This is a genomic window from Variovorax paradoxus (assembly GCF_009755665.1).
Lineage (GTDB): Bacteria > Pseudomonadota > Gammaproteobacteria > Burkholderiales > Burkholderiaceae_C > Variovorax > Variovorax paradoxus_G.
In genome coordinates this window covers 184,239-201,713 of sequence record NZ_CP046622.1, presented here as the reverse complement: position 1 = coordinate 201,713, position 17,475 = coordinate 184,239, and the positions used below count along the sequence as shown (strand labels likewise).

The following is a 17,475-nucleotide window of genomic DNA, read 5'->3' as shown; positions in this document are numbered from 1 at the left end:
TGCTCCTTTCTATTTCGAAATGGTTTCCGCCTTACCCACGCGTTACGTCGATCACGGCCTTGGCAAAGGCCTCGGGCGCTTCCTGCGGCAGGTTGTGGCCGATGCCGCCGCTGACCAGCCGATGCTCGTAGCGCCCTGAGAACTTGCCCGCGTAGGCGCTCGGTTGCGGGTGCGGCGCGCCGTTGGCGTCGCCTTCCAGCGTGATGGTCGGCACGCCGATCACCGGTGCCTTGGCCAGCCGGTCCTCGAGCGCTTGGTACCTGGCCTCGCCCTCGGCCAGGCCAAGGCGCCAGCGGTAGTTGTGGACGGTAATGGCCACGTGGTCGGGGTTCTCGAAAGCCACGGCACTGCGCTCGAACGTGGCCGCATCGAAGTCCCACTTGGGCGATGCGAGCTGCCAGATGAGCTTGGCGAAATCGTGCCGGTTCTTCTCGTAGCCCGCGCGGCCGCGCTCGGTTGCAAAGTAGTACTGGTACCACCACTGCAGCTCGGCCTCGGGCGGCAGCGGGTTCTTGCCGGCCGCCTGGCTGCCGATGAGATAACCGCTCACCGACACGAGCGCCTTCACGCGTTCGGGCCACAGCGCGGCCATGATGCACGCCGTGCGTGCGCCCCAGTCACAGCCGGCCACGGTGGCCGTCTTGATCTTCAAGGCGTCCATCAGCGAAATGATGTCGACGGCGACGGCCGACTGCTGCCCGTTGCGCGGTGTGTCCGCCGACAGGAATCGCGTAGTGCCGTAGCCGCGCAGATACGGCACGATCACGCGGAAGCCCGCGGCGGCAAGCTGCGGTGCGACGTCCACGAACATGTGGATGTCGTACGGCCAGCCGTGCAGCAGGATCACCGGCGCTCCGTTGGCCGGGCCGGCTTCGTAGTAGCCGATGTCGAGGCTGCCGGCTTCGATGCTCTTGAGCGGCTCGAGCCGCCTGGCGCTGCCTGCCCTCGCGGATTGCGCGAAAGCGGGCACCGTCGAAGTCAGCTGCACGGCAGCCACGCCGAATACAGCCTTGGCAAGGAAGGAGCGGCGGGGCAATTGGGAAGAAGCGATCATTTGAGATTCCTTGAGGGGTAAGCGATGGCAATCTGGACGAGGGTTTGTCAGCCGGATCGATGCGCATCTCCCAACTGATGGGGGTGATTGTTCGGCGCAGAGCGCGCGGGGCGAGCGGCTTTCGTATGCCTCTGTATCTGAGGCAGCTTCACCAACAATAAATTTCAATCCGGCGCGCAGCCGCGTGCGATCGCGCAGCCGCCCAGCCCGCGGCTGTGCTCGATGATCGGCAGCGTTACCGCGCCGAAGCCGCCCGCACGCGTGCCACCTGCGCCTGCAGGTCGGTCCACGCGGGCTCCTGCGGTGCGAACCGCGCACGCATGTAGCCGGCGAGTTCGGCAATCTGCCGGTCGTCGAGCGCGTCGCGAAACGCCGGCATGAAGCCGATGTCGCGGCTCGCGGGCTCGCGCACGCCATCGAGAATGGTGCGCAGCAGGTTGTCGGGCCGCGTGCTCGTGAGATTGCTGTTCAGCGCAAGCGGCGTGTTCACGCCCAGCAGCGTGGGGCCGTCGCCATCGTGGTGGCATGACGCACAGGCGCTGTCGAACATGCGTTGCGCGGGGCCGAGCAACTGACCCTGCGTGCGCGCGGCGGTGTCGACGACTTGTTGCGCCAGGGCTTGTGGCTGCGCCACGGGCGCCGGGTTGAACGAAGCAAGGTAGGTGGCCATGGCGCGTACGTCGGCATCGGGCACCTGTGCCAGCTCGCGCACCACTTCCGCCATGGGGCCGCCTGCAATGCCATGGCGCTGCGTGTGGCCCTGGCGCAGATAGCGGTAGAGCTCGTCGGCGTCCCACGGCACCGCCGATTTCGAAAGGCTTGTAAGCGCGGGCGCTTCCCAGCCCTCGATCATCGCGCCCGAAAGGAATGCGCTGCCGCCCTGCTCCGCGCCAAGCGCGTTGCGCGGCGTGTGGCAGGCGCCGCAGTGGCCCAGGCCGTTCACCAGGTAGGCACCGCGGTTCCACTCCGCGCTTTGCGTGGCCACCGGCTGCAGCGGCACCGGGTCATGAAAGAGCGCGTTCCAGCCCGCCATCAACGGCCGCATGCTGAACGGGAACTTCAACTCGGCCTTCGGCGTTTCGGCGCGCAGGGCCGGCATGGACATGAAGTACGCGTAGAGCGCCTGCAGGTCGTCGTCGCTGGTCTTTGCGAACGCCGTGTATGGAAAGGCCGGGTACAGGTGGTGGCCGTCGCGCGAGATGCCTTCGCGCATCGCGCGCTGGAAAGCGCTGAACGACCAACGGCCCAGGCCCGTGTCGGCATCGGGCGTGAGATTGGTGGTGTAGAGCGTGCCGAACGGCGTTTCCATGGCACGGCCGCCTGCGTTGGGCGCTCCGCCCGGCGCGGTGTGGCACACGGCGCAGTCGCCGAGCGAGGCGAGCACGCGGCCGCGTTCGATGGTGGCTTCGCTGTAGACCGGGGCGCTGAGCGAAACGGGGGCGATGGCGGAGCGCCATCCGAGCAGGCCTGCGATGAGGCCAATGCCGCCGATGAAGAGGGCCGCGCCGGTGGCGAAAAGGCCCTTGCGGCGAGGCCAGGCGGTATTGCTCCTTCTCCTTCCGGGGGAAGGTTGGGATGGGGGCACGGCAGCGTCACCACTCGAACGCCGCTCGCCCCCACCCCCGCCCTCCCCCAAAGGGGGAGGGAGAAACTCCCGATTCAACGCAGCCAGCACCTTCTCCGGCGTGAACGGCGGCTCGCGGAAGCGCACGCCCGTCGCGTCGAAAATCGCATTCGCAATGGCCGCGGTCCCCGGCACCGAAGACGATTCGCCCGCACCCAGCGAAGGCTCGCCGGGGCGTGGCACGTGCATGACCTCGATCACCGGCACTTCGCGGAAGTTGATGATCGGGTAGGCTCCCCATTCGCGGCTTGCGACCACGCCGGCCGGCAAGACGCCCGGCAGCTGCGGGCCATTGTTCGAGCCCGCGCCCTGCTTTTGCCGAGGCGCGAACTGCACCTCTTCCTTCAACGCGCGGCTCGTGGTCTGGATCACGTTGCCATGCACCTGGTGCTCGACGCCCGCGGGGTTGATCATCAGCCCCGCGTCGTGTCCCACCACCACGCGGCGCACATGCACTTCGCCGGTCTTGCGGTTGACCTCGACGTCGGCCACCCACGCGGCCCACGCGGCGCCGAAGCCGGGCCACTTGCTGTGGATGTAGCGTGCGTACGCAAAGCCCTGGCCAAAGAGAATGTCGCCGCCCGCGCCAAGCCCGCCGTCGGCGTTTTCCTGCGGACCGGTGCGCATGCGCCAGCCGGCCTTCTGCGCGGTGGCCTGCACCAGCTCTACGGCACGCGGATCGTTCAGGTGGCGCAAGCGGAACTGCACGGGGTCGACGCCCGCCGCGGTGGCGAGCTCGTCGATGTACGACTCGTGCGCGAACGAACTCGGCAACGCCGACACCCCGCGCAGCCACGAGGCCCGCACGATCGGCGCCATGTCGTTGACCTTCACGCGCAGGTTGTCGTAGCCGTAGGGCGGGCGTGCCGTGCGGTCGCCCATCTCGTAGGCCTGCGCCACTGGCTCCATGGTGCGCGTGAGCAGCAGCGCGAGCGTCGGCGCGCCGTTCGATGGATACGAGGTCTCGAAGTCGTAGGCGGCGATGCGGCCGTCGGCCATCAAGCCGCCGTCCACCTCCATGAGCTGCGCGGCGCCCTTGGGCTCCCAGGCATGCTCCTGTTCGCGCGTGAGCTGCACGCGCACCGGCGCGCCCACTGCACGTGCGAGCAGCGCTGCATCGGCGGCCACGTCGTCGGCGCCGTTGCGGCCATAACAGCCCGCGGCTTCCATGCGAACCACGTCGACTTGCACATCGTCCACGCCCGTGAGCCTGGCGAGGTCGGCGCGCAGCACATGCGGGTTTTGCGAACCGGCCCACACGCGAAGCTGTGTGCCGCTGCCGTCCTGCGGCTGCCAGTCGGCCAGCGCGCACGAAGGGCCTATGGACGCATGCATCTGGTAGGGCCACACATAGGTGCGGTGCATCGGCTGCGCGGCGGCGGCAAGCGCGGCGTCGACGTCGCCTTCGTCCACCAGCAGGCGCTGCGTCGACGGGTTGTCGCGCAGGGCCTGCGCCAGGTTGGAGAGGTCCGGCATGCCAGGCCAGGGCTTCCAAGCCACGCGCAGCTCACGCAGGGCCTGCTCCGCGTGCTCTTCGCGCTCGGCCACGATGCCGACGAAGTCGCGGATCACGACCACCGCGCGAATGCCCGGTATGTGCGCAATGGACGACTCGTCCACCGACTCGAGCGTGTTCCCGATGAAGTCGCCGTGGTCCGCGCCGGCGTACGGCGGGCGCACCACGCGGCCGTGCAGCATGCCCGGCAAGCGCATGTCGTGCACGAAGACGCTCTCGCCAGCGAGCTTGGCCGGGATGTCCACGCGCGGCTGGCTTGTGCCGACGATGCGGTAGTCGGCCGGGTTCTTGGGCTGCGCGCCGGGGTCGAGCCGCAGCACGGTCCGCTGCCCTGCCAACAGGTCGGCGTAGGTCACGCGACGATCCGGCTCTTCGATCACGCGCACCACGCCATTGCGAATCTGCAGCGCGTCGGCGGCCACGCCAAGGCGTTCCGCTGCGCGCGCCAGCAGCCATGCACGCGCTTGCGCAGCGGCCAGGCGCAACGGCTGCGAATGGATCTGGATCGAGGCGCTTGCAATGGTCGCGCCCTGGTTGGGCGCGCGCGCAGTGTCGCCGAGCATCATGCGCACGCAGGGCATGCCCAGGTCGAGTTCTTCCGCCACGATCTGCGCGAGCGCTGTCTGTATGCCGGTGCCGAGATCGACGTGACCGTTGAGCGCCGAGGCGCTGCCGTCGTCCCATACCGCGAGCAGGATCTCGTCGCCTTCGATGGGGTTGCCTGCCACGGCTGTGGGTTGGCCCTTGGCGAGTGGGGGCGCGGGTGGTGTTTCGCGCACGACGAGCAGCACGCCGTCGGCGGCGAGAAACTCCGCGCGTGTCCGGGGCAGGTCGGCGCGGCGCGTCATGGTTTCTGCCTCCCGTCTTGCTCCCTCTCCCTCTGGGAGAGGGCTGGGGTGAGGGCCGGCGGCGGTAGCGAAGGTTTTGCTTGTGCGAAGGCCGATGCCCTCACCCTAGCCCTCTCCCAGAGGGAGAGGGGACAAGACGAACGGCTCACCGGTTTGTCTCCGCGCGCATGCGCAGCGCAGCCCGCTGCACCGCATCCAGAATTTCGATATGCGTTCCGCAGCGGCACAGGTTGCCCGACAGTTCGCTGCGAATCCGCGCCTCGCTCGCCTGCGGATCGCGCGCAAGCAGCGCCGCCGCCTGCATCACCATGCCGTTGAGGCAATAGCCGCACTGCGCGGCCTGTGCGTCTTCGAATGCGGCCTGCACGGGGTGCCAATGGCCACGCGTGCCTAGCCCCTCGAGCGTGGTGACTGCGCGGCCCGCCACGCCATGCGCGGGAATCACGCAGGCGCGGGCCGCCACGCCATCGATATGCACCGTACAGGCACCGCACTGCCCCAGGCCGCAGCCGTACTTGGGCCCGTTCAGGCCCAGGTCGTTGCGCAGCAGGTGCAGCAGCGTGGCCTCGCGCGGCACGGTCGCAAGCGAACAGGCCTGTCCGTTGACCTGCAGCTGCAGCGGCTCAGCGCCGCAAGTGGCCGTCACGGGTGTACATCTCCAGGTCGACGAACGTCGAGCCGTTGTGGTTCCTCGCGCTGTATTCGACCGGGAAATCGCCGAAGCGCGTGCTGCCGATGCTCTCCAGCCCGGCGATGAAGCTGTCGCGCGTGAGCGTCTTGCCGCCGCGGCGCAGGCCCTCGACCATCACACGCGATGCAATGTAGCCCTCGAGCGTGGTGTAGCTGTCGATCTTCTCGCCGAACTCGGCGCGGTCGCGCTGGTAGTCGGCCACGATGGGCACGCGCACGGCTTCCGGCGGCGGCACGATGCTGGCCGTGACCAGCCCGGCCAGCTTGCCCTCGAGCCGCTTGGCGGAACCTGCCGCATCGGTAATGCCGACCGACAGCGTGTAGAGCGGCGCAGCCCCGCCGCTCGCGCGGTAGTCGCGCATGAAGACTTCGACCATGCGCCCCGCCATGATCATCAGCACCGCACCGGGCTTCGCCTCCGCCAGGCCGGCGACCACCTGCTTGGCGTCTTCGGCGGTGATGGCAAGCGGCAGCGTCTTCACGACCTGCACCTTGTAGTCGGCCGCAAGCTGCTCGCAGGTGGCAAGGTTCGACTTGCCGAAGGCGCTGTCCTGGTAGACCACCGCAATCGACGAAAGGCTGATGGTCGAGAGATGGCTGATGATCTTGCGCAGCTCCAGGTCGTAGCCGGCGCGCACATGAAACAGCAGGCGGTTGACCTTGGCGCGGAACGAGCTGGTGCCCACCAGCGGCGCGAACATGGGAACGCCCGCCTTCTCGGCCAGCGGCATCGCGGCCACGAGGTTGCCGGTGGCCACATAGCCCGCGAGCGCGAAGACCTTGTCCTCATCGATCAGCTTGGCCGTGTTGATGGCCGTCTTTGCGGGGTCGTACGCATCGTCGTACGTCACCAGCTCGAGCTTGCGCCCGTTGATGCCGCCCGACTTGTTGACGCGATCGAAGTAGAGCTTGATGCCGGCGCGATAGTCGATGCCGAAGTCCTTGGCCGGGCCGCTGAAGACCGCCGACTGGCCGATGCGGATGATGCTGTCGGTTACGCCGTTCTCCGCGCGTGCCGGGCGCAGGAGTCCGGGTCCGATTGCCAGGGCTGCGCCGCCCGCCACGAGGGAGCGCCTCGAAATGGAAGTCTTCATACGTCGTCGGTTTGTTGTGGTTGTTGTTGTTGCCGTTGGAATGAACGCGATGGCGGCACGTGCGTTCAGGCGGTCTGGATGTCGGCGGACTGGATGCGCTTGACGCCCTTGGCGGTCATCTGCTTCCATGCCGCTGCGAGCGAGCCGTTGAGGTCGATGGCGCGCGTGGCGTCTTCGATCACATACACCTCGAAGCCGGCCTTGCGCGCATCGAGCGCGGTCCAGGCCACGCAGAAGTCGGTGGCCAGGCCGGCCACGTAGACCGTCTTGATGCCACGCTGCTTGAGATAGCCGCCCAGTCCGGTGGCGGTCTTGCGGTCGGCCTCTTCGAAGGCCGAATAACTGTCCACGCCCTTGTGGAAGCCCTTGCGGATGATGACCTGCGCAGTCGGAAGCTTCAGGTCCTTGTGCAACGCCGCGTCGTCGGTGCCCTGCACGCAGTGGTCGGGCCACAGTACTTGCGTGCCGTACGACAGCTTGATGCTGCTGAACGGCTTCTGGCCCGCATGCGCGCTCGCGAAGGACGCATGGCCTTGCGTGTGCCAGTCTTGCGTGACGACGATGTTCTCGAACGATTCGGCCAGCTTGTTGATGACCGGCACCACCTCGGCGCCGCCCTTCACGGGCAGCGTGCCGCCGTCGACAAAGCAGTTCTGCACGTCGATGACGATCAGCGCGGACTTGTCGTTCGGCTTGATCTTCGGCGCCGCGAACAGCGCCCCGGCCGCACCCAGCATGCTCAATGCAGCCGTGGACTTGAGAAGGTATCTTCGCTGCGCGTCGTGCATGGTGTGTGCTCCGGTGGTTGATGACAAAAAAACGAAGGAGCCCGCGGGCTAGACGCTCAGGTAGGCGCGGCGCACTTCCTCGTTGGCCGCAAGCTCCGCCATGGTGGCGTGGTAGCGGATCTGGCCCTTCTCGAGCACATAGGCGCGGTCGGACACCAGCTCGGCAAAATGCATGTTCTGCTCCGACAGCAGGATGCTCACGCCCTGCGCCTTGAGCTCCAGGATCATGTTGGCCATCTGCTCGACGATGACCGGCGCCACGCCCTCCGAGGGTTCATCGAGCAGCACCAGGTAGGGGTTGCCCATGAGCGTGCGCGCCACGGTCAGCATCTGCTGTTCGCCGCCGCTCATGCGGCCGCCGGGGCGGTTGGGCATTTCACCCAGATTGGGAAAGAGCTTGAACAGCCGCTCGGGCGTCCACAGCGGGGCCTCGCTGCCATCGGCCCAGCGGCGCGGCGCCTGCTTGCCGACCTCGAGGTTTTCCATCACCGTGAGGTCGGTGAACACGCGGCGGTCTTCGGGCACAAAGCCGAGGCCGAGCTTTGCCGCGTGATGCGGCTCGCTCTTCGAGATGTCGTGCCCCAGAAAACTCACGCTGCCCTTGCGCTTGGAGAGCATGCCGATCAGCGTCTTCAGCGTGGTCGACTTGCCGGCGCCGTTGCGCCCCATGAGCGCGACGACTTCGCCCCGGCGCACTTCGAGATCGACGTCGTACAGGATTTGTGCGGCGCCGTACCAGGCGCACAGCGCGTTGGCCTTCAACAGTGTTTCGTGCGTGCTCATACCGTTACCGCTCCCACCGCCGCATTCACTTCGGCGGCCTTTTCTGCAATCTTCTCGAAGGTCTTGCCGCTGCCGAAGTACACCTCCTGCACTTTCGGATGGTCGCGGATCTCAAGCGGCTTGCCTTGCGCAATGAGGCGACCACGCGCCAGCACGATCATGCGGTCGGCGTACGCAAAGACCACGTCCATGCTGTGCTCGGTAAAGAGCACGGCCATGCCGCGGTCGATGACCAGCTGCTTGGTCAGCGCCATGAGCGAATTGCGCTCCTTGGGCGCCATGCCGGCGGTGGGCTCGTCCATCAGCAGCAGCTTGGGCGCGTTGGCCATGGCAATCGCGAGTTCGACGCGCTTGACGTCGCCGTAGGCAAGCTCGCTGCAGGGGCGGTCGGCCTGCGCCTTCATTCCGACCTGCTCGAGCAGCGCCAGTGCCTCGTCGCGCCGGTGGTCGGCGGCACGGCGCCACATCGAGAACAGCTTGCCGTCGTGCGAGAGCAGTGCCATCTGCACGTTCTCGACCACGGTGAGCGATGCGAAGGTTTCGGCAATCTGGAAGGTGCGGCCCACGCCCATGCGCCAGATGGCGCGCGGCTTGCGGCCGATCAGTTCCTCGCCGCCGAAGCGTATGGAGCCCTGGTCGGCCTTGAGCTGGCCGTTCACCATGTTGAAGGTGGTCGACTTGCCGGCGCCATTGGGGCCGATCAGCGCGAGCAGTTCGCCGGGCGCGAGATCGAAGCTGATGCCGTCGACCGCCTTGACGCCGCCGAAGGACTTGCCCAGGTTCTCGACCTTGAGCAGGGGAGCGTGCGCGCTCATGCTTTCACTTCCTCGAGTTTTGCCGTTTCGCGTGCGCCGCGGGTGCGGATGCGGCCGGAAAGCTGCTTGGCGAAGCCCGCAATGCCTTGCGGGAACAGCAGCACCAGCAGCAGGATGATGGCGCCGAGCATGGCGCGCCAGTAGTCGGTGTTGCGCGCGACGGTGTCATGCAGCCACGTGAAGGTGACGGCGCCGACCACCGGCCCGGCCAGCGTCTGGATGCCGCCGAGCAGCACCATGACCAATCCATCGACCGACTTGCCGACGCTCAGGGATTCGGGCGAGATGCTTCCCTTGGAGAAAGCGTAGAGCGCGCCGGCCAGGCCCGCGGCGGTGCCCGCGATCACGAAGGCGACCCACTGCATGCGCTTGACGTCGATGCCGATCGCATCGGCGCGCAGCACCGAATCGCGCCCCGCCCGCAGCGCATAGCCGAAGGGCGAGAACAGCACGCGGCGCAGCCCCAGCACGCCCAGCGCCACAAGCGCCAGCGTGAGCCAGTAGTACACGCGCTTGTCCGACAGCCACTCGGCCGGCCAGACGCCGGTGAGCCCGTTGCTGCCGCCGGTGAAGGTGTCCCACTGGTAGGTGATGGCCCAGGTGATCTGCGCAAAGGCCAGCGTGAGCATTGCAAGATAGACGCCCGACAGCCGCACGGCGAACCAGCCGTAGACGAAGGCGCCGATGGCTGCGACCAGCGGCGCCACGACGAGCGCCAGTTCCATCGGCATGCCGCTTGCGCGCACCAGCAGTGCCGCGCCGTAGGCCCCCAGGCCGAAGTACGCCGCATGCCCGAACGAATGCATGCCGGCCGGTCCCATGATGAAGTGCAGGCTGGCCGCGAACAGCGCGGCGATGAGCAGGTCGATCATCAGCACCGTGGTGTAGGGCGAGTCCGCGGTGAGCAGCGGTGCCGCTGCCAGCACCAGGCCGAACACCGCAGCTGCCACCACGTAGGTCTTGCTGGCGCGGCGCAGCGGTTCTTCCTGCATGCCGACGTAGCGGCTTGGCGCCTGCGGCCGGCCGAAGAGGCCCCACGGGCGCCACACCAGCACCACCGCCATCACCAGGAAATCCACCACCAGCGTGAGCTTGGAAAACGAGACGCTGATGCCGAACACATCGACCACGCCGAGCCAGATGCAGATGGCCTTGATCTCGGCGATCAGCAGCGCCGCCGCATAGGCGCCCGGGATCGATCCCATGCCTCCGACAACCACGACGACGAAGGCCGCGCCGATGGTGTTGAGGTCCATCTCGAGCGTGGCGGGCTCCCGCGGCAACTGCAGTGCACCGCCAAGGCCCGCGAGCAACGCGCCGAGCGCGAACACCGCCGTGAACAGCCACGCCTGGTTGACGCCCAGCGCACTGACCATCTCGCGGTCTTGCGTGGCGGCGCGCACCAGCGTGCCGAAGCGGGTGCGCGTGAGCAGCATCCAGACCAGGCCGAGCACCAGCGGCCCGACGACGATGAGGAACAGGTCATAGGACGGGAACTGCCGGCCCAGGATCATGACCGAGCCCGACAGGCCCGGCGCGCGCGGCCCGAGCAGTTCGTCCGGGCCCCAGAGCCAGAGCACCGCATCCTTGATGACGAGGACGAGCGCAAAAGTGGCGAGCAGCTGAAACAGCTCGGGCGCCTTGTAGATGCGGCGCAGCAGCACCACCTCGATCACGGCGCCAAGGATGCCGACGGCCACCGCCGCCAGCAGCAGCGCGGGCCAGAAGCCGAGGCTGCCGCCGAGCTTCTCGACCAGCGTGTAGGCGATGTAGATGCCCACCATGAAGAACGAGCCATGCGCGAAATTCACGATCCGCGTGACGCCGAAGATCAGCGACAGGCCGGCTGCCACGAGAAAGAGCGACGACGCGCTCGCAAGCCCGTTGAGCAGCTGGACGATGAAACCTGAAAAACTCATTCGGAAATCCTTGAGTCCCAGCGCTCGCGCAACGCTGTCTCTTCGCGAAACACCGCGGAACCGGCTTTGCCGGGCCGCTGGTGTTGCCCCCGGCGAGGGGGTTGGCGAAGCGACACGAAGTGCGCGAAGACTGGGGGTGGAGCTTTGTCAGTCCGCTGCGCGGGTTTTCTTGATTTCAGCCGGCGACGGCTGGTACTTGGCGTCCGCGCCATCGAGGTAGGTGTAGTTCACCATCACGCCCTTGCCACCCTCGTTCTTGGTGCGGCCCACGAAGGCGCCCATGGTCGACTGGTGGTCTTCGGGGCGGTAGGTGATCTTGCCGAACGGCGAATCCACCTGCAGGCCCTTGAAGGCGGCCACCAGCTTCTCGGTGTCGGTGCTCTTGGCCTTGGCAATGCCCGCCGCGGCCGACTTGATCATGCTGTAGCCCACCACCGAGCCCAGGCGCGGATAGTCCTTGAACTTGGCCTGGTAGGCCTGCTCGAACTTCTTGTGCTCCGGCGTGGCGATGCCGTACCAGGGATAGCCGGTCACGATCCAGCCGTTGGGCGCTTCGTCCTTCAGCGGATCGAGGTACTCGGGCTCGCCCGTCAGCACGCTCACCACCTCGCGGTCCTTGAACAGGCCGCGCGTGTTGCCTTCGCGCACGAACTTGGAAAGGTCGGCGCCGAACAGCACGTTGAAGATCGCGTCGGGCTTGGCATCGGCCAGTGCCTGCGCCACGCTGCCGGCATCGACCTTGCCCAGGGGCGTGGCCTGCTCGGCCACGAACTCCACGTCGGGCTGCGCAGCCTTGAGCAACTGCTTGAAGGCCGCGACGGCCGACTGGCCGTATTCGTAGTTGGGGTACACGATGGCCCAGCGCTTCTTCTTGAGCTTGGCGGCCTCGGGCACCAGCATGGCGGCCTGCATGTAGGTGCCGGGGCGCAGGCGGAAGGTGTACTGGTTGCCGCCCTGCCAGGTGATCTTGTCCGTCAGCGGTTCGCCGGCAAGGAAGAAGAACTTCTTCTGCTTGGCAAAGTCGGTCACGGCCAGGCCGGTGTTCGACAGGAAGGTGCCGGCCAGCATGTCGACCTTTTCGCGCGAGACGAGTTCTTCGGCCACGCGCACGGCATCGCCGGGGTTGGCGTTGTCGTCGCGCGTGATCAGCTCGATCTTCTTGCCGTTGACGCCGCCCGCGGCGTTGATTTCATCGACGGCGAGTTCCATGCCCTTCTTGTAGGGCTCCAGGAAGGCGGGCTGCGCCTTGTAGCTGTTGATCTCGCCGATCTTGATGACGCCTTGCGCCTGCGCGACCGGAATCAGTGCGACGGTGAGCGCAGCGAGCGACACCACGTTGAAGGCAAAACGCATGGTCATGGGGAACTCCTCGTTGAAATGGTCAATGGAACCGAATAAATGCAATGGGCGCAAGGCGCAAACCTGGGGATGCGCGTCATTTGAGGCCGTCTTCGCCCTTGATGTCGGCGACCTGCAGGCCGCCGATGCGAGGCAGCGGACGGCCGCTGTCGGTGACGGCCACCGCCACCACGATTTCGTTGGCGCGCGGTGCGTCGGACACGCGGGCCTCGACGGCGTCGAAATGGCTGCGCACGAAGGCGGCGTCCTTGTGGCCGAGCGGCACGTCGATGGCGGTGCCCAGCGTGCCGCGCTTCTTGGCAGAAGGGACCAGCGCCGCGCCCTTTTCAACAGCCACGCGCAACGGCGCACCGAGCTTGGGGTGCAGGATGGCGGCCGCATGCTCGAGCTCGCCGTTCTCGCCCACGATGGCGGCCTTGCCGTAGCTCTGCGCCTGGCCGGGCTCGATGCCGAGCGCCTTCACGGCCTTCTGGCCGAGCAGAGCGCCCAGCTCTTCGCCGATGGCGATCAGTTCGTCGAGGTTTTCGCTGAAGCGGCCCGCATAGGGGTTCTCGATCACGGCGATGGCCACCGCGCGGCGCGTGGGCGGCGCGATGTCCTTGCCCATTTCCTTGCGGGTTTCGTCGACCTGGATGACGAGCTTGCGGATGTTGGCGGTCATGTCTTGTATTCCTTCTTGTCTCTTGAGAGGCGGCTCAGCGCAGGCCGTCCCATTTGCTGATGTCCTTGGCGAGCAGCCCACCCACGCGCGCATGCACGCGGTAGCCCGTGCTCATGGCCAGGATGAAGACGATCTCGTCGGCCGCGGGCGCGCCGGGCACGCGCACTTCAATCGCGTCGAACTGCCCGCGCACGTAGCTGGCATTGATGTTGGTGAGCGGCACGTCGAGCGTGGCGCCGGGCGGGCCGACCTTCTTGGTCGAGGGCACGATGGAAAGCGCGTTGCCGGGCTGGCCGGTTTTTTCTTCGGCCTTGCCCGCGGTGTAGGCGGCGCGGCTGCCCTTCCAGCCGAGCAGTTCGCGCATGGCGTAGCCGCCGGGCACATGCCAGAGCGCGCCGTGCTCCAGCTCGCCCGCGGCACCGACGATGGCGCCTTTGCCGTAGGTGGCAATCTGCTCCAGGGGCACGTCCATGGCGGCGTGCAGCCTGTGCGCCATGTCGACGCCCACGGGATCGAGCAGCGCCATCATCGGCAGGATGTCGGGCTCGTAGCGGCCCGCAAAAGGGTTGGTCAGCACCGCGCCGATGGCACCGCGCACCAACGGGGTGTCGGCGCGCGGGCCGAACTCGTGGTGGATGTGCTCGACATGGGTGAAGACGCGGCGTATATCGATCATGAAAGGAACCTTGCTTTTCGTTAAGCAAATACTGAACCAACTGCCACGGAGGCCGCCGCCGGCAGCGCCTTCGAGCATAAGGGTTCGACAAGTCGCCACTGCCCCTGGCAAACGAGCAGAACGGCCCAGACGAGCCCGCCTTTTTGCAGCACCTTGGCGCAGACAACCCCCGTATCGAGAGCGCTTTTAACCTGCGAAGGCGCCAGCGGCGGCACATCGACCGTGACCCGGATGTCGCCCAGGTCGCTATCGTCCTTGCATTCGTTCGCGGGGCGCCGTTGGATGGCCGCATCGTCCACGTCGACGGCATTGGCAATCACGGTAGCGGCCGCATCGGCTTGTGCCGCCGTGGCGGCAAGCACCGTCACGCTGTCGGCAATGCCCAGCGAGAAACTGCGGCCACGCCACCCGCTGGTGGCCACGCCGCGCACCGGCTGCTCGGCCTTGATTTCGAACTGGCCGTCGGTGGTGAGGATGCTGGTGTCCCGCCAGTCGAAGCGCGCCAGGTCGGCATAAACGCCCACGCGCGCCGACTGGCCAGGCGCGAGATGAAGCGCGATGTCGCCGCCGTTGTTGATCCATGCGCGCTCGACGCCCGGGCGGTCGTAGAACGCAATGAGTTCCTGTGCAACGGAGCCGGCCACCGCCGCCATGGGCGTGACGAACATCGGCGAGAACGCGGCGCACGCATTCCACATGCGCCTGGCAACCACGCCGCGCGGGCGCATGTTGTCGCTTGCGGGCAGGCGCAAGAGCGGCAGCTCGTGCACGAGTTCGTCGAGCACGTGAACGAAGCGCGCCCAGGCCGCGTCGTGCGCGGCCGCGACGGCGTAGGGGTCGCCATGCGCCTCGGCCACGATGTCGATCGGGCCATGGTTGAAGTGCCAGCGGCTCTTGTCGAGCGCGCTGCGTTGGGCGGTCATAGTTCAGCCCAGCATCGGAGCATGGCCGAGCGGCCATGGATTGGCGTCGTCCATCACGACCCACTGCCGCGCCAGCGGTGCGCCGTCTTCCTGCCACGCGCCGCGCGCGAGCGCCTGTTCGAGCGAGAAGATGTGCTCCATGTGGCCGCCGAGCGCTTGGTAGTCGCTCTGCCGCATGCTGAACTCGATGGGCGCCACGATGGCGGGCGTAGGCACGGTGCCAAAGCTGTTGTCGGGCATGCGCATGACGTCGGCCATGACCGTGATGCCGCCGCCGGGCCACACATAGGCCGGCGCGCCGCCGCAGGTCACGTTGACGAGCGCGCGCTTGATGGCGCGCGTGAGCAGCACCGGGTTTTCAGTGACGCCTGCACGCAAGCTGCCACCCGCACCGCCGAGGAACAGCACCGTGCATAGAGACGGTTCGCAGTTCTCGCCGATGCGCTCGACGATGCGCTTCACTTCGGCGGGCATTTCCTGCTCGACGGGCTTCAGCGCGTCGTCGAGCACATACCACTGCGCGTGCTCGCCGGTGGTCGATGTCATCAAAAGGCGCAGGCCCGGGCGCGCAACGCCCTCTTCCCAGCCTTCGATGATCGAGAGCGGATCGGCAATGTCGGTGCCGCCCCAGCCGTTGCCCGGGTTCGCCACCTGGAAGTAGCGCCCCGGCGTGGACTTGCGCCCCAGCATCTGGATGCCCGAAGGCGCCATGTCGAGGCAGCGCCCCGCCTGGTGCTCGGTCAGCACGCCGGTGATGTGGTCGTCGACCACCACCACCTCGTCGGCCACGCCCGCGAATTGGCGCGCGAAGATGCCGACTGCCGCCGAGCCGCAGCCCACACGCATGCGTTGCTCTTCCACGCCGTTGACGATGGGCGCCTTGCCGGCCTGGATGACGAGCGTGGAGCCGCCGTCGATGGTGCACTCCACCGCCTTCTTGTTGCCCAGCAGCTGCATCAGCTCGGCCGTCATGCGGCCTTCCTTCTTGCTGCCGCCGGTGAGATGGTGCACGCCGCCGAGCGAGAGCATCTGCGATCCGTATTCGGCCGTGGTGACGTGGCCGACCACCTCGCCGCGGTAGCGCACGTTGGCCTGCTCGGAGCCGAGGAAGCGGTCGGTGTCGATCTTCACCTTGAAGCTGCAGTAGCTGAAGATGCCCTCGGTAACGACGGTGACCATGTCGACGCCCTGGGCTTTCGAGGCCACGATGAAGGGGGCGGGCTTGTAGTCCGGGTAGGTGGTGGAAGAACCCACGCCGGTAACGAAGACTTCGTCGGCGTGCAGCAGGTCGCCGTTCCAGTCGGGAGCGGCTGTCTCGGCCGCGTCGGCCTTTTCGGCGGCAGGCCGGTCGAAAGGCACCAGCACGGGGGCTTCGCTCGCAATCTCGCGGCGCAGCAGCACCACGGGATCGACGCGCACCAGCACGCCTTCGCGGTTGGCGTAGCGGTCGCAGGCGCCCGTGCGGCCGTCGGAAATCTGGCACAGCACGGGGCAGGCATTGCACTCGACCTTGGCGGTGCTCATGCGCTCGTTGCGCGGCCGCGCCTTGCCGAAGGCGCTGCTGCCGGCTTCTGCGACCACCGGCATGTCCATGCCGGGCATTCCGTCTGTCTTGGTGTGTTCGGTCATCGGGGCGATCTCGTGGGCAGTGTGTATGGGGCAATCCGGTGTGGCGGGGTTTGCAACAAACGTGCCGTCTGCCCGCTTGTGCCCGGTCTGCCGTTTGTGTAGCATTCCCTACACTTTCATGTTGCGTTCACTACATTCGCGGTCAATGTAGCAAACAGGCCCGATGCTTGCAATGGTGTTTTCTCGCGGTGTTCATCGGGGTTTTTCCGACCAACGACAATGGAGGGTTCGCAGCCGGCCGACGGCTAGCGCCCCAAAGGCGTGCATTTCGGCTCAGCCAGCTTCCTCAGTTACCAACCAACTCTTGAGTTCCGTATGAGTGCATTCAGCGAAGAACGCGTCCTGAGCGTCCACCACTGGACCGACCGCCTGTTCACCTTCACCACCACGCGCGACCCGGCGCTGCGTTTTTCGAACGGCCATTTCACGATGATCGGCCTGAAGGTGAACAACAAGCCCCTGCTGCGCGCGTACAGCATCGTGAGCCCGAACTACGAGGAGCATCTCGAGTTCCTGAGCATCAAGGTGGAAGAAGGCCCGCTCACCTCGAAGCTGCAGCACATCCAGGTGGGCGACACCATCATCGTGGGCCGCAAGCCCACCGGCACGCTGCTCATCGACTACACGCTGCCGGGCAAGCGCCTGTACCTGTTCGGCACGGGCACGGGCCTCGCACCGTTCATGAGCATCATCCGCGACCCGGACACCTACGAGAAGTTCGAGCAGGTCATCCTGGTGCACGGCGTGCGCCAGGTCGACGAGCTGGCCTATCACGACCTCGTGACGGACCACCTGCCCAAGCACGAGTTCCTCGGCGAAATGGTCGAGAAGCAGCTGCTCTACTACCCCACGGTCACGCGCGAGGAGTTCCGCAACCAGGGCCGCATCACCGACCTGATTTCGAGCAACAAGCTCACCGACGACCTCGGCCTGCCCCCCATCAACCCCGAGGAAGACCGCGTGATGCTGTGCGGCAGCCCCGGCCTGCTGGTGGACCTGAAGCACATCCTCGAGGCACGCGGCTTCAAGGAAGGCAACACGAGTACGCCGGGCGACTTCGTGGTCGAGCGCGCCTTCGCTGAAAAATAAGCCAAGT

At 66.9% G+C, this 17,475-nt stretch carries 14 protein-coding genes; 1 reads left to right on the top strand and 13 read right to left on the bottom strand.

The features are described from left to right. Positions 1-31 precede the first annotated feature (31 nt). The 13 genes from GOQ09_RS00935 to GOQ09_RS00875 all read right to left on the bottom strand — a co-directional run bounded on the left by GOQ09_RS00935 (position 32) and on the right by GOQ09_RS00875 (position 16,379). Entirely contained in the window at positions 32-1,054 is a 1,023-nt protein-coding gene (locus GOQ09_RS00935) for an alpha/beta fold hydrolase (protein WP_157611287.1), read from the bottom strand. 235 nt (positions 1,055-1,289) lie between these two features. Next, the gene (locus GOQ09_RS00930) at positions 1,290-5,042 is read right to left on the bottom strand and encodes a molybdopterin cofactor-binding domain-containing protein (RefSeq protein WP_157611285.1); all 3,753 of its coding nucleotides are present in this window, start codon (positions 5,040-5,042) and stop codon (positions 1,290-1,292) included. Between the two features lie 145 nt (positions 5,043-5,187). After that, the gene (locus GOQ09_RS00925; protein WP_157611283.1) at positions 5,188-5,688 is read right to left on the bottom strand and encodes a (2Fe-2S)-binding protein; all 501 of its coding nucleotides are present in this window, start codon (positions 5,686-5,688) and stop codon (positions 5,188-5,190) included. Then, entirely contained in the window at positions 5,666-6,826 is a 1,161-nt protein-coding gene (locus tag GOQ09_RS00920; RefSeq protein WP_157611281.1) for an ABC transporter substrate-binding protein, read from the bottom strand. The genes GOQ09_RS00925 and GOQ09_RS00920 overlap by 23 nt, the downstream gene beginning before the upstream one ends. A 65-nt stretch (positions 6,827-6,891) precedes the next feature. Further along, complete coding sequence (gene pncA, locus GOQ09_RS00915; protein WP_157611280.1) at positions 6,892-7,614, bottom strand: bifunctional nicotinamidase/pyrazinamidase; 723 nt, start codon at positions 7,612-7,614, stop codon at positions 6,892-6,894. A 48-nt stretch (positions 7,615-7,662) separates the two neighbouring features. Continuing rightward, a complete protein-coding gene (locus tag GOQ09_RS00910) occupies positions 7,663-8,397 on the bottom strand; it encodes an ABC transporter ATP-binding protein (RefSeq protein ID WP_126746697.1) in 735 nt (244 codons plus the stop codon). Further along, on the bottom strand, positions 8,394-9,212 hold the full coding sequence (locus tag GOQ09_RS00905; protein ID WP_157611279.1) for an ABC transporter ATP-binding protein: 819 nt from the start codon (positions 9,210-9,212) through the stop codon (positions 8,394-8,396). Before GOQ09_RS00905 ends, GOQ09_RS00910 begins: the two co-directional genes overlap by 4 nt. After that, the gene (locus GOQ09_RS00900; protein ID WP_157611278.1) at positions 9,209-11,131 is read right to left on the bottom strand and encodes an ABC transporter permease; all 1,923 of its coding nucleotides are present in this window, start codon (positions 11,129-11,131) and stop codon (positions 9,209-9,211) included. Before GOQ09_RS00900 ends, GOQ09_RS00905 begins: the two co-directional genes overlap by 4 nt. A 147-nt stretch (positions 11,132-11,278) precedes the next feature. Further along, positions 11,279-12,484 (bottom strand): ABC transporter substrate-binding protein, encoded by a 1,206-nt coding sequence (locus GOQ09_RS00895; RefSeq protein ID WP_431769306.1) that lies wholly within the window; start codon positions 12,482-12,484, stop codon positions 11,279-11,281. Positions 12,485-12,566: 82 nt separating this feature from the next. Then, entirely contained in the window at positions 12,567-13,151 is a 585-nt protein-coding gene (locus GOQ09_RS00890; protein WP_157611276.1) for an amino acid synthesis family protein, read from the bottom strand. A gap of 34 nt (positions 13,152-13,185) precedes the next feature. Then, complete coding sequence (locus GOQ09_RS00885) at positions 13,186-13,827, bottom strand: amino acid synthesis family protein (RefSeq protein WP_157611275.1); 642 nt, start codon at positions 13,825-13,827, stop codon at positions 13,186-13,188. Positions 13,828-13,847: 20 nt separating this feature from the next. Beyond that, positions 13,848-14,750 (bottom strand): UPF0280 family protein, encoded by a 903-nt coding sequence (locus tag GOQ09_RS00880; protein ID WP_157611274.1) that lies wholly within the window; start codon positions 14,748-14,750, stop codon positions 13,848-13,850. Positions 14,751-14,753: 3 nt separating this feature from the next. Continuing rightward, a complete protein-coding gene (locus tag GOQ09_RS00875) occupies positions 14,754-16,379 on the bottom strand; it encodes a 6-hydroxynicotinate reductase (protein ID WP_157611273.1) in 1,626 nt (541 codons plus the stop codon). Between the two features lie 315 nt (positions 16,380-16,694). Between GOQ09_RS00875 and GOQ09_RS00870 the strand changes: the two genes are divergently transcribed. Beyond that, positions 16,695-17,468 carry a ferredoxin--NADP reductase gene (locus GOQ09_RS00870; RefSeq protein ID WP_157611272.1) on the top strand — a complete coding sequence of 258 codons (774 nt, stop codon included), beginning with the start codon at positions 16,695-16,697 and terminating at the stop codon, positions 17,466-17,468. Positions 17,469-17,475 lie beyond the last annotated feature (7 nt).

Bases quoted from the DNA above. Each gene is read 5' to 3' on its own strand.
- GOQ09_RS00935 (WP_157611287.1), bottom strand. From the start codon at position 1,054: ATGATCGCTTCTTCCCAATTGCCCCGCCGCTCCTTCCTTGCCAAGGCT.
- GOQ09_RS00930 (WP_157611285.1), bottom strand. From the start codon at position 5,042: ATGACGCGCCGCGCCGACCTGCCCCGGACACGCGCGGAGTTTCTCGCC.
- GOQ09_RS00920 (WP_157611281.1), bottom strand. From the start codon at position 6,826: ATGAAGACTTCCATTTCGAGGCGCTCCCTCGTGGCGGGCGGCGCAGCC.
- pncA (WP_157611280.1), bottom strand. From the start codon at position 7,614: ATGCACGACGCGCAGCGAAGATACCTTCTCAAGTCCACGGCTGCATTG.
- GOQ09_RS00910 (WP_126746697.1), bottom strand. From the start codon at position 8,397: ATGAGCACGCACGAAACACTGTTGAAGGCCAACGCGCTGTGCGCCTGG.
- GOQ09_RS00905 (WP_157611279.1), bottom strand. From the start codon at position 9,212: ATGAGCGCGCACGCTCCCCTGCTCAAGGTCGAGAACCTGGGCAAGTCC.
- GOQ09_RS00900 (WP_157611278.1), bottom strand. From the start codon at position 11,131: ATGAGTTTTTCAGGTTTCATCGTCCAGCTGCTCAACGGGCTTGCGAGC.
- GOQ09_RS00895 (WP_431769306.1), bottom strand. From the start codon at position 12,484: ATGCGTTTTGCCTTCAACGTGGTGTCGCTCGCTGCGCTCACCGTCGCA.
- GOQ09_RS00890 (WP_157611276.1), bottom strand. From the start codon at position 13,151: ATGACCGCCAACATCCGCAAGCTCGTCATCCAGGTCGACGAAACCCGC.
- GOQ09_RS00885 (WP_157611275.1), bottom strand. From the start codon at position 13,827: ATGATCGATATACGCCGCGTCTTCACCCATGTCGAGCACATCCACCAC.
- GOQ09_RS00880 (WP_157611274.1), bottom strand. From the start codon at position 14,750: ATGACCGCCCAACGCAGCGCGCTCGACAAGAGCCGCTGGCACTTCAAC.
- GOQ09_RS00875 (WP_157611273.1), bottom strand. From the start codon at position 16,379: ATGACCGAACACACCAAGACAGACGGAATGCCCGGCATGGACATGCCG.
- GOQ09_RS00870 (WP_157611272.1), top strand. From the start codon at position 16,695: ATGAGTGCATTCAGCGAAGAACGCGTCCTGAGCGTCCACCACTGGACC.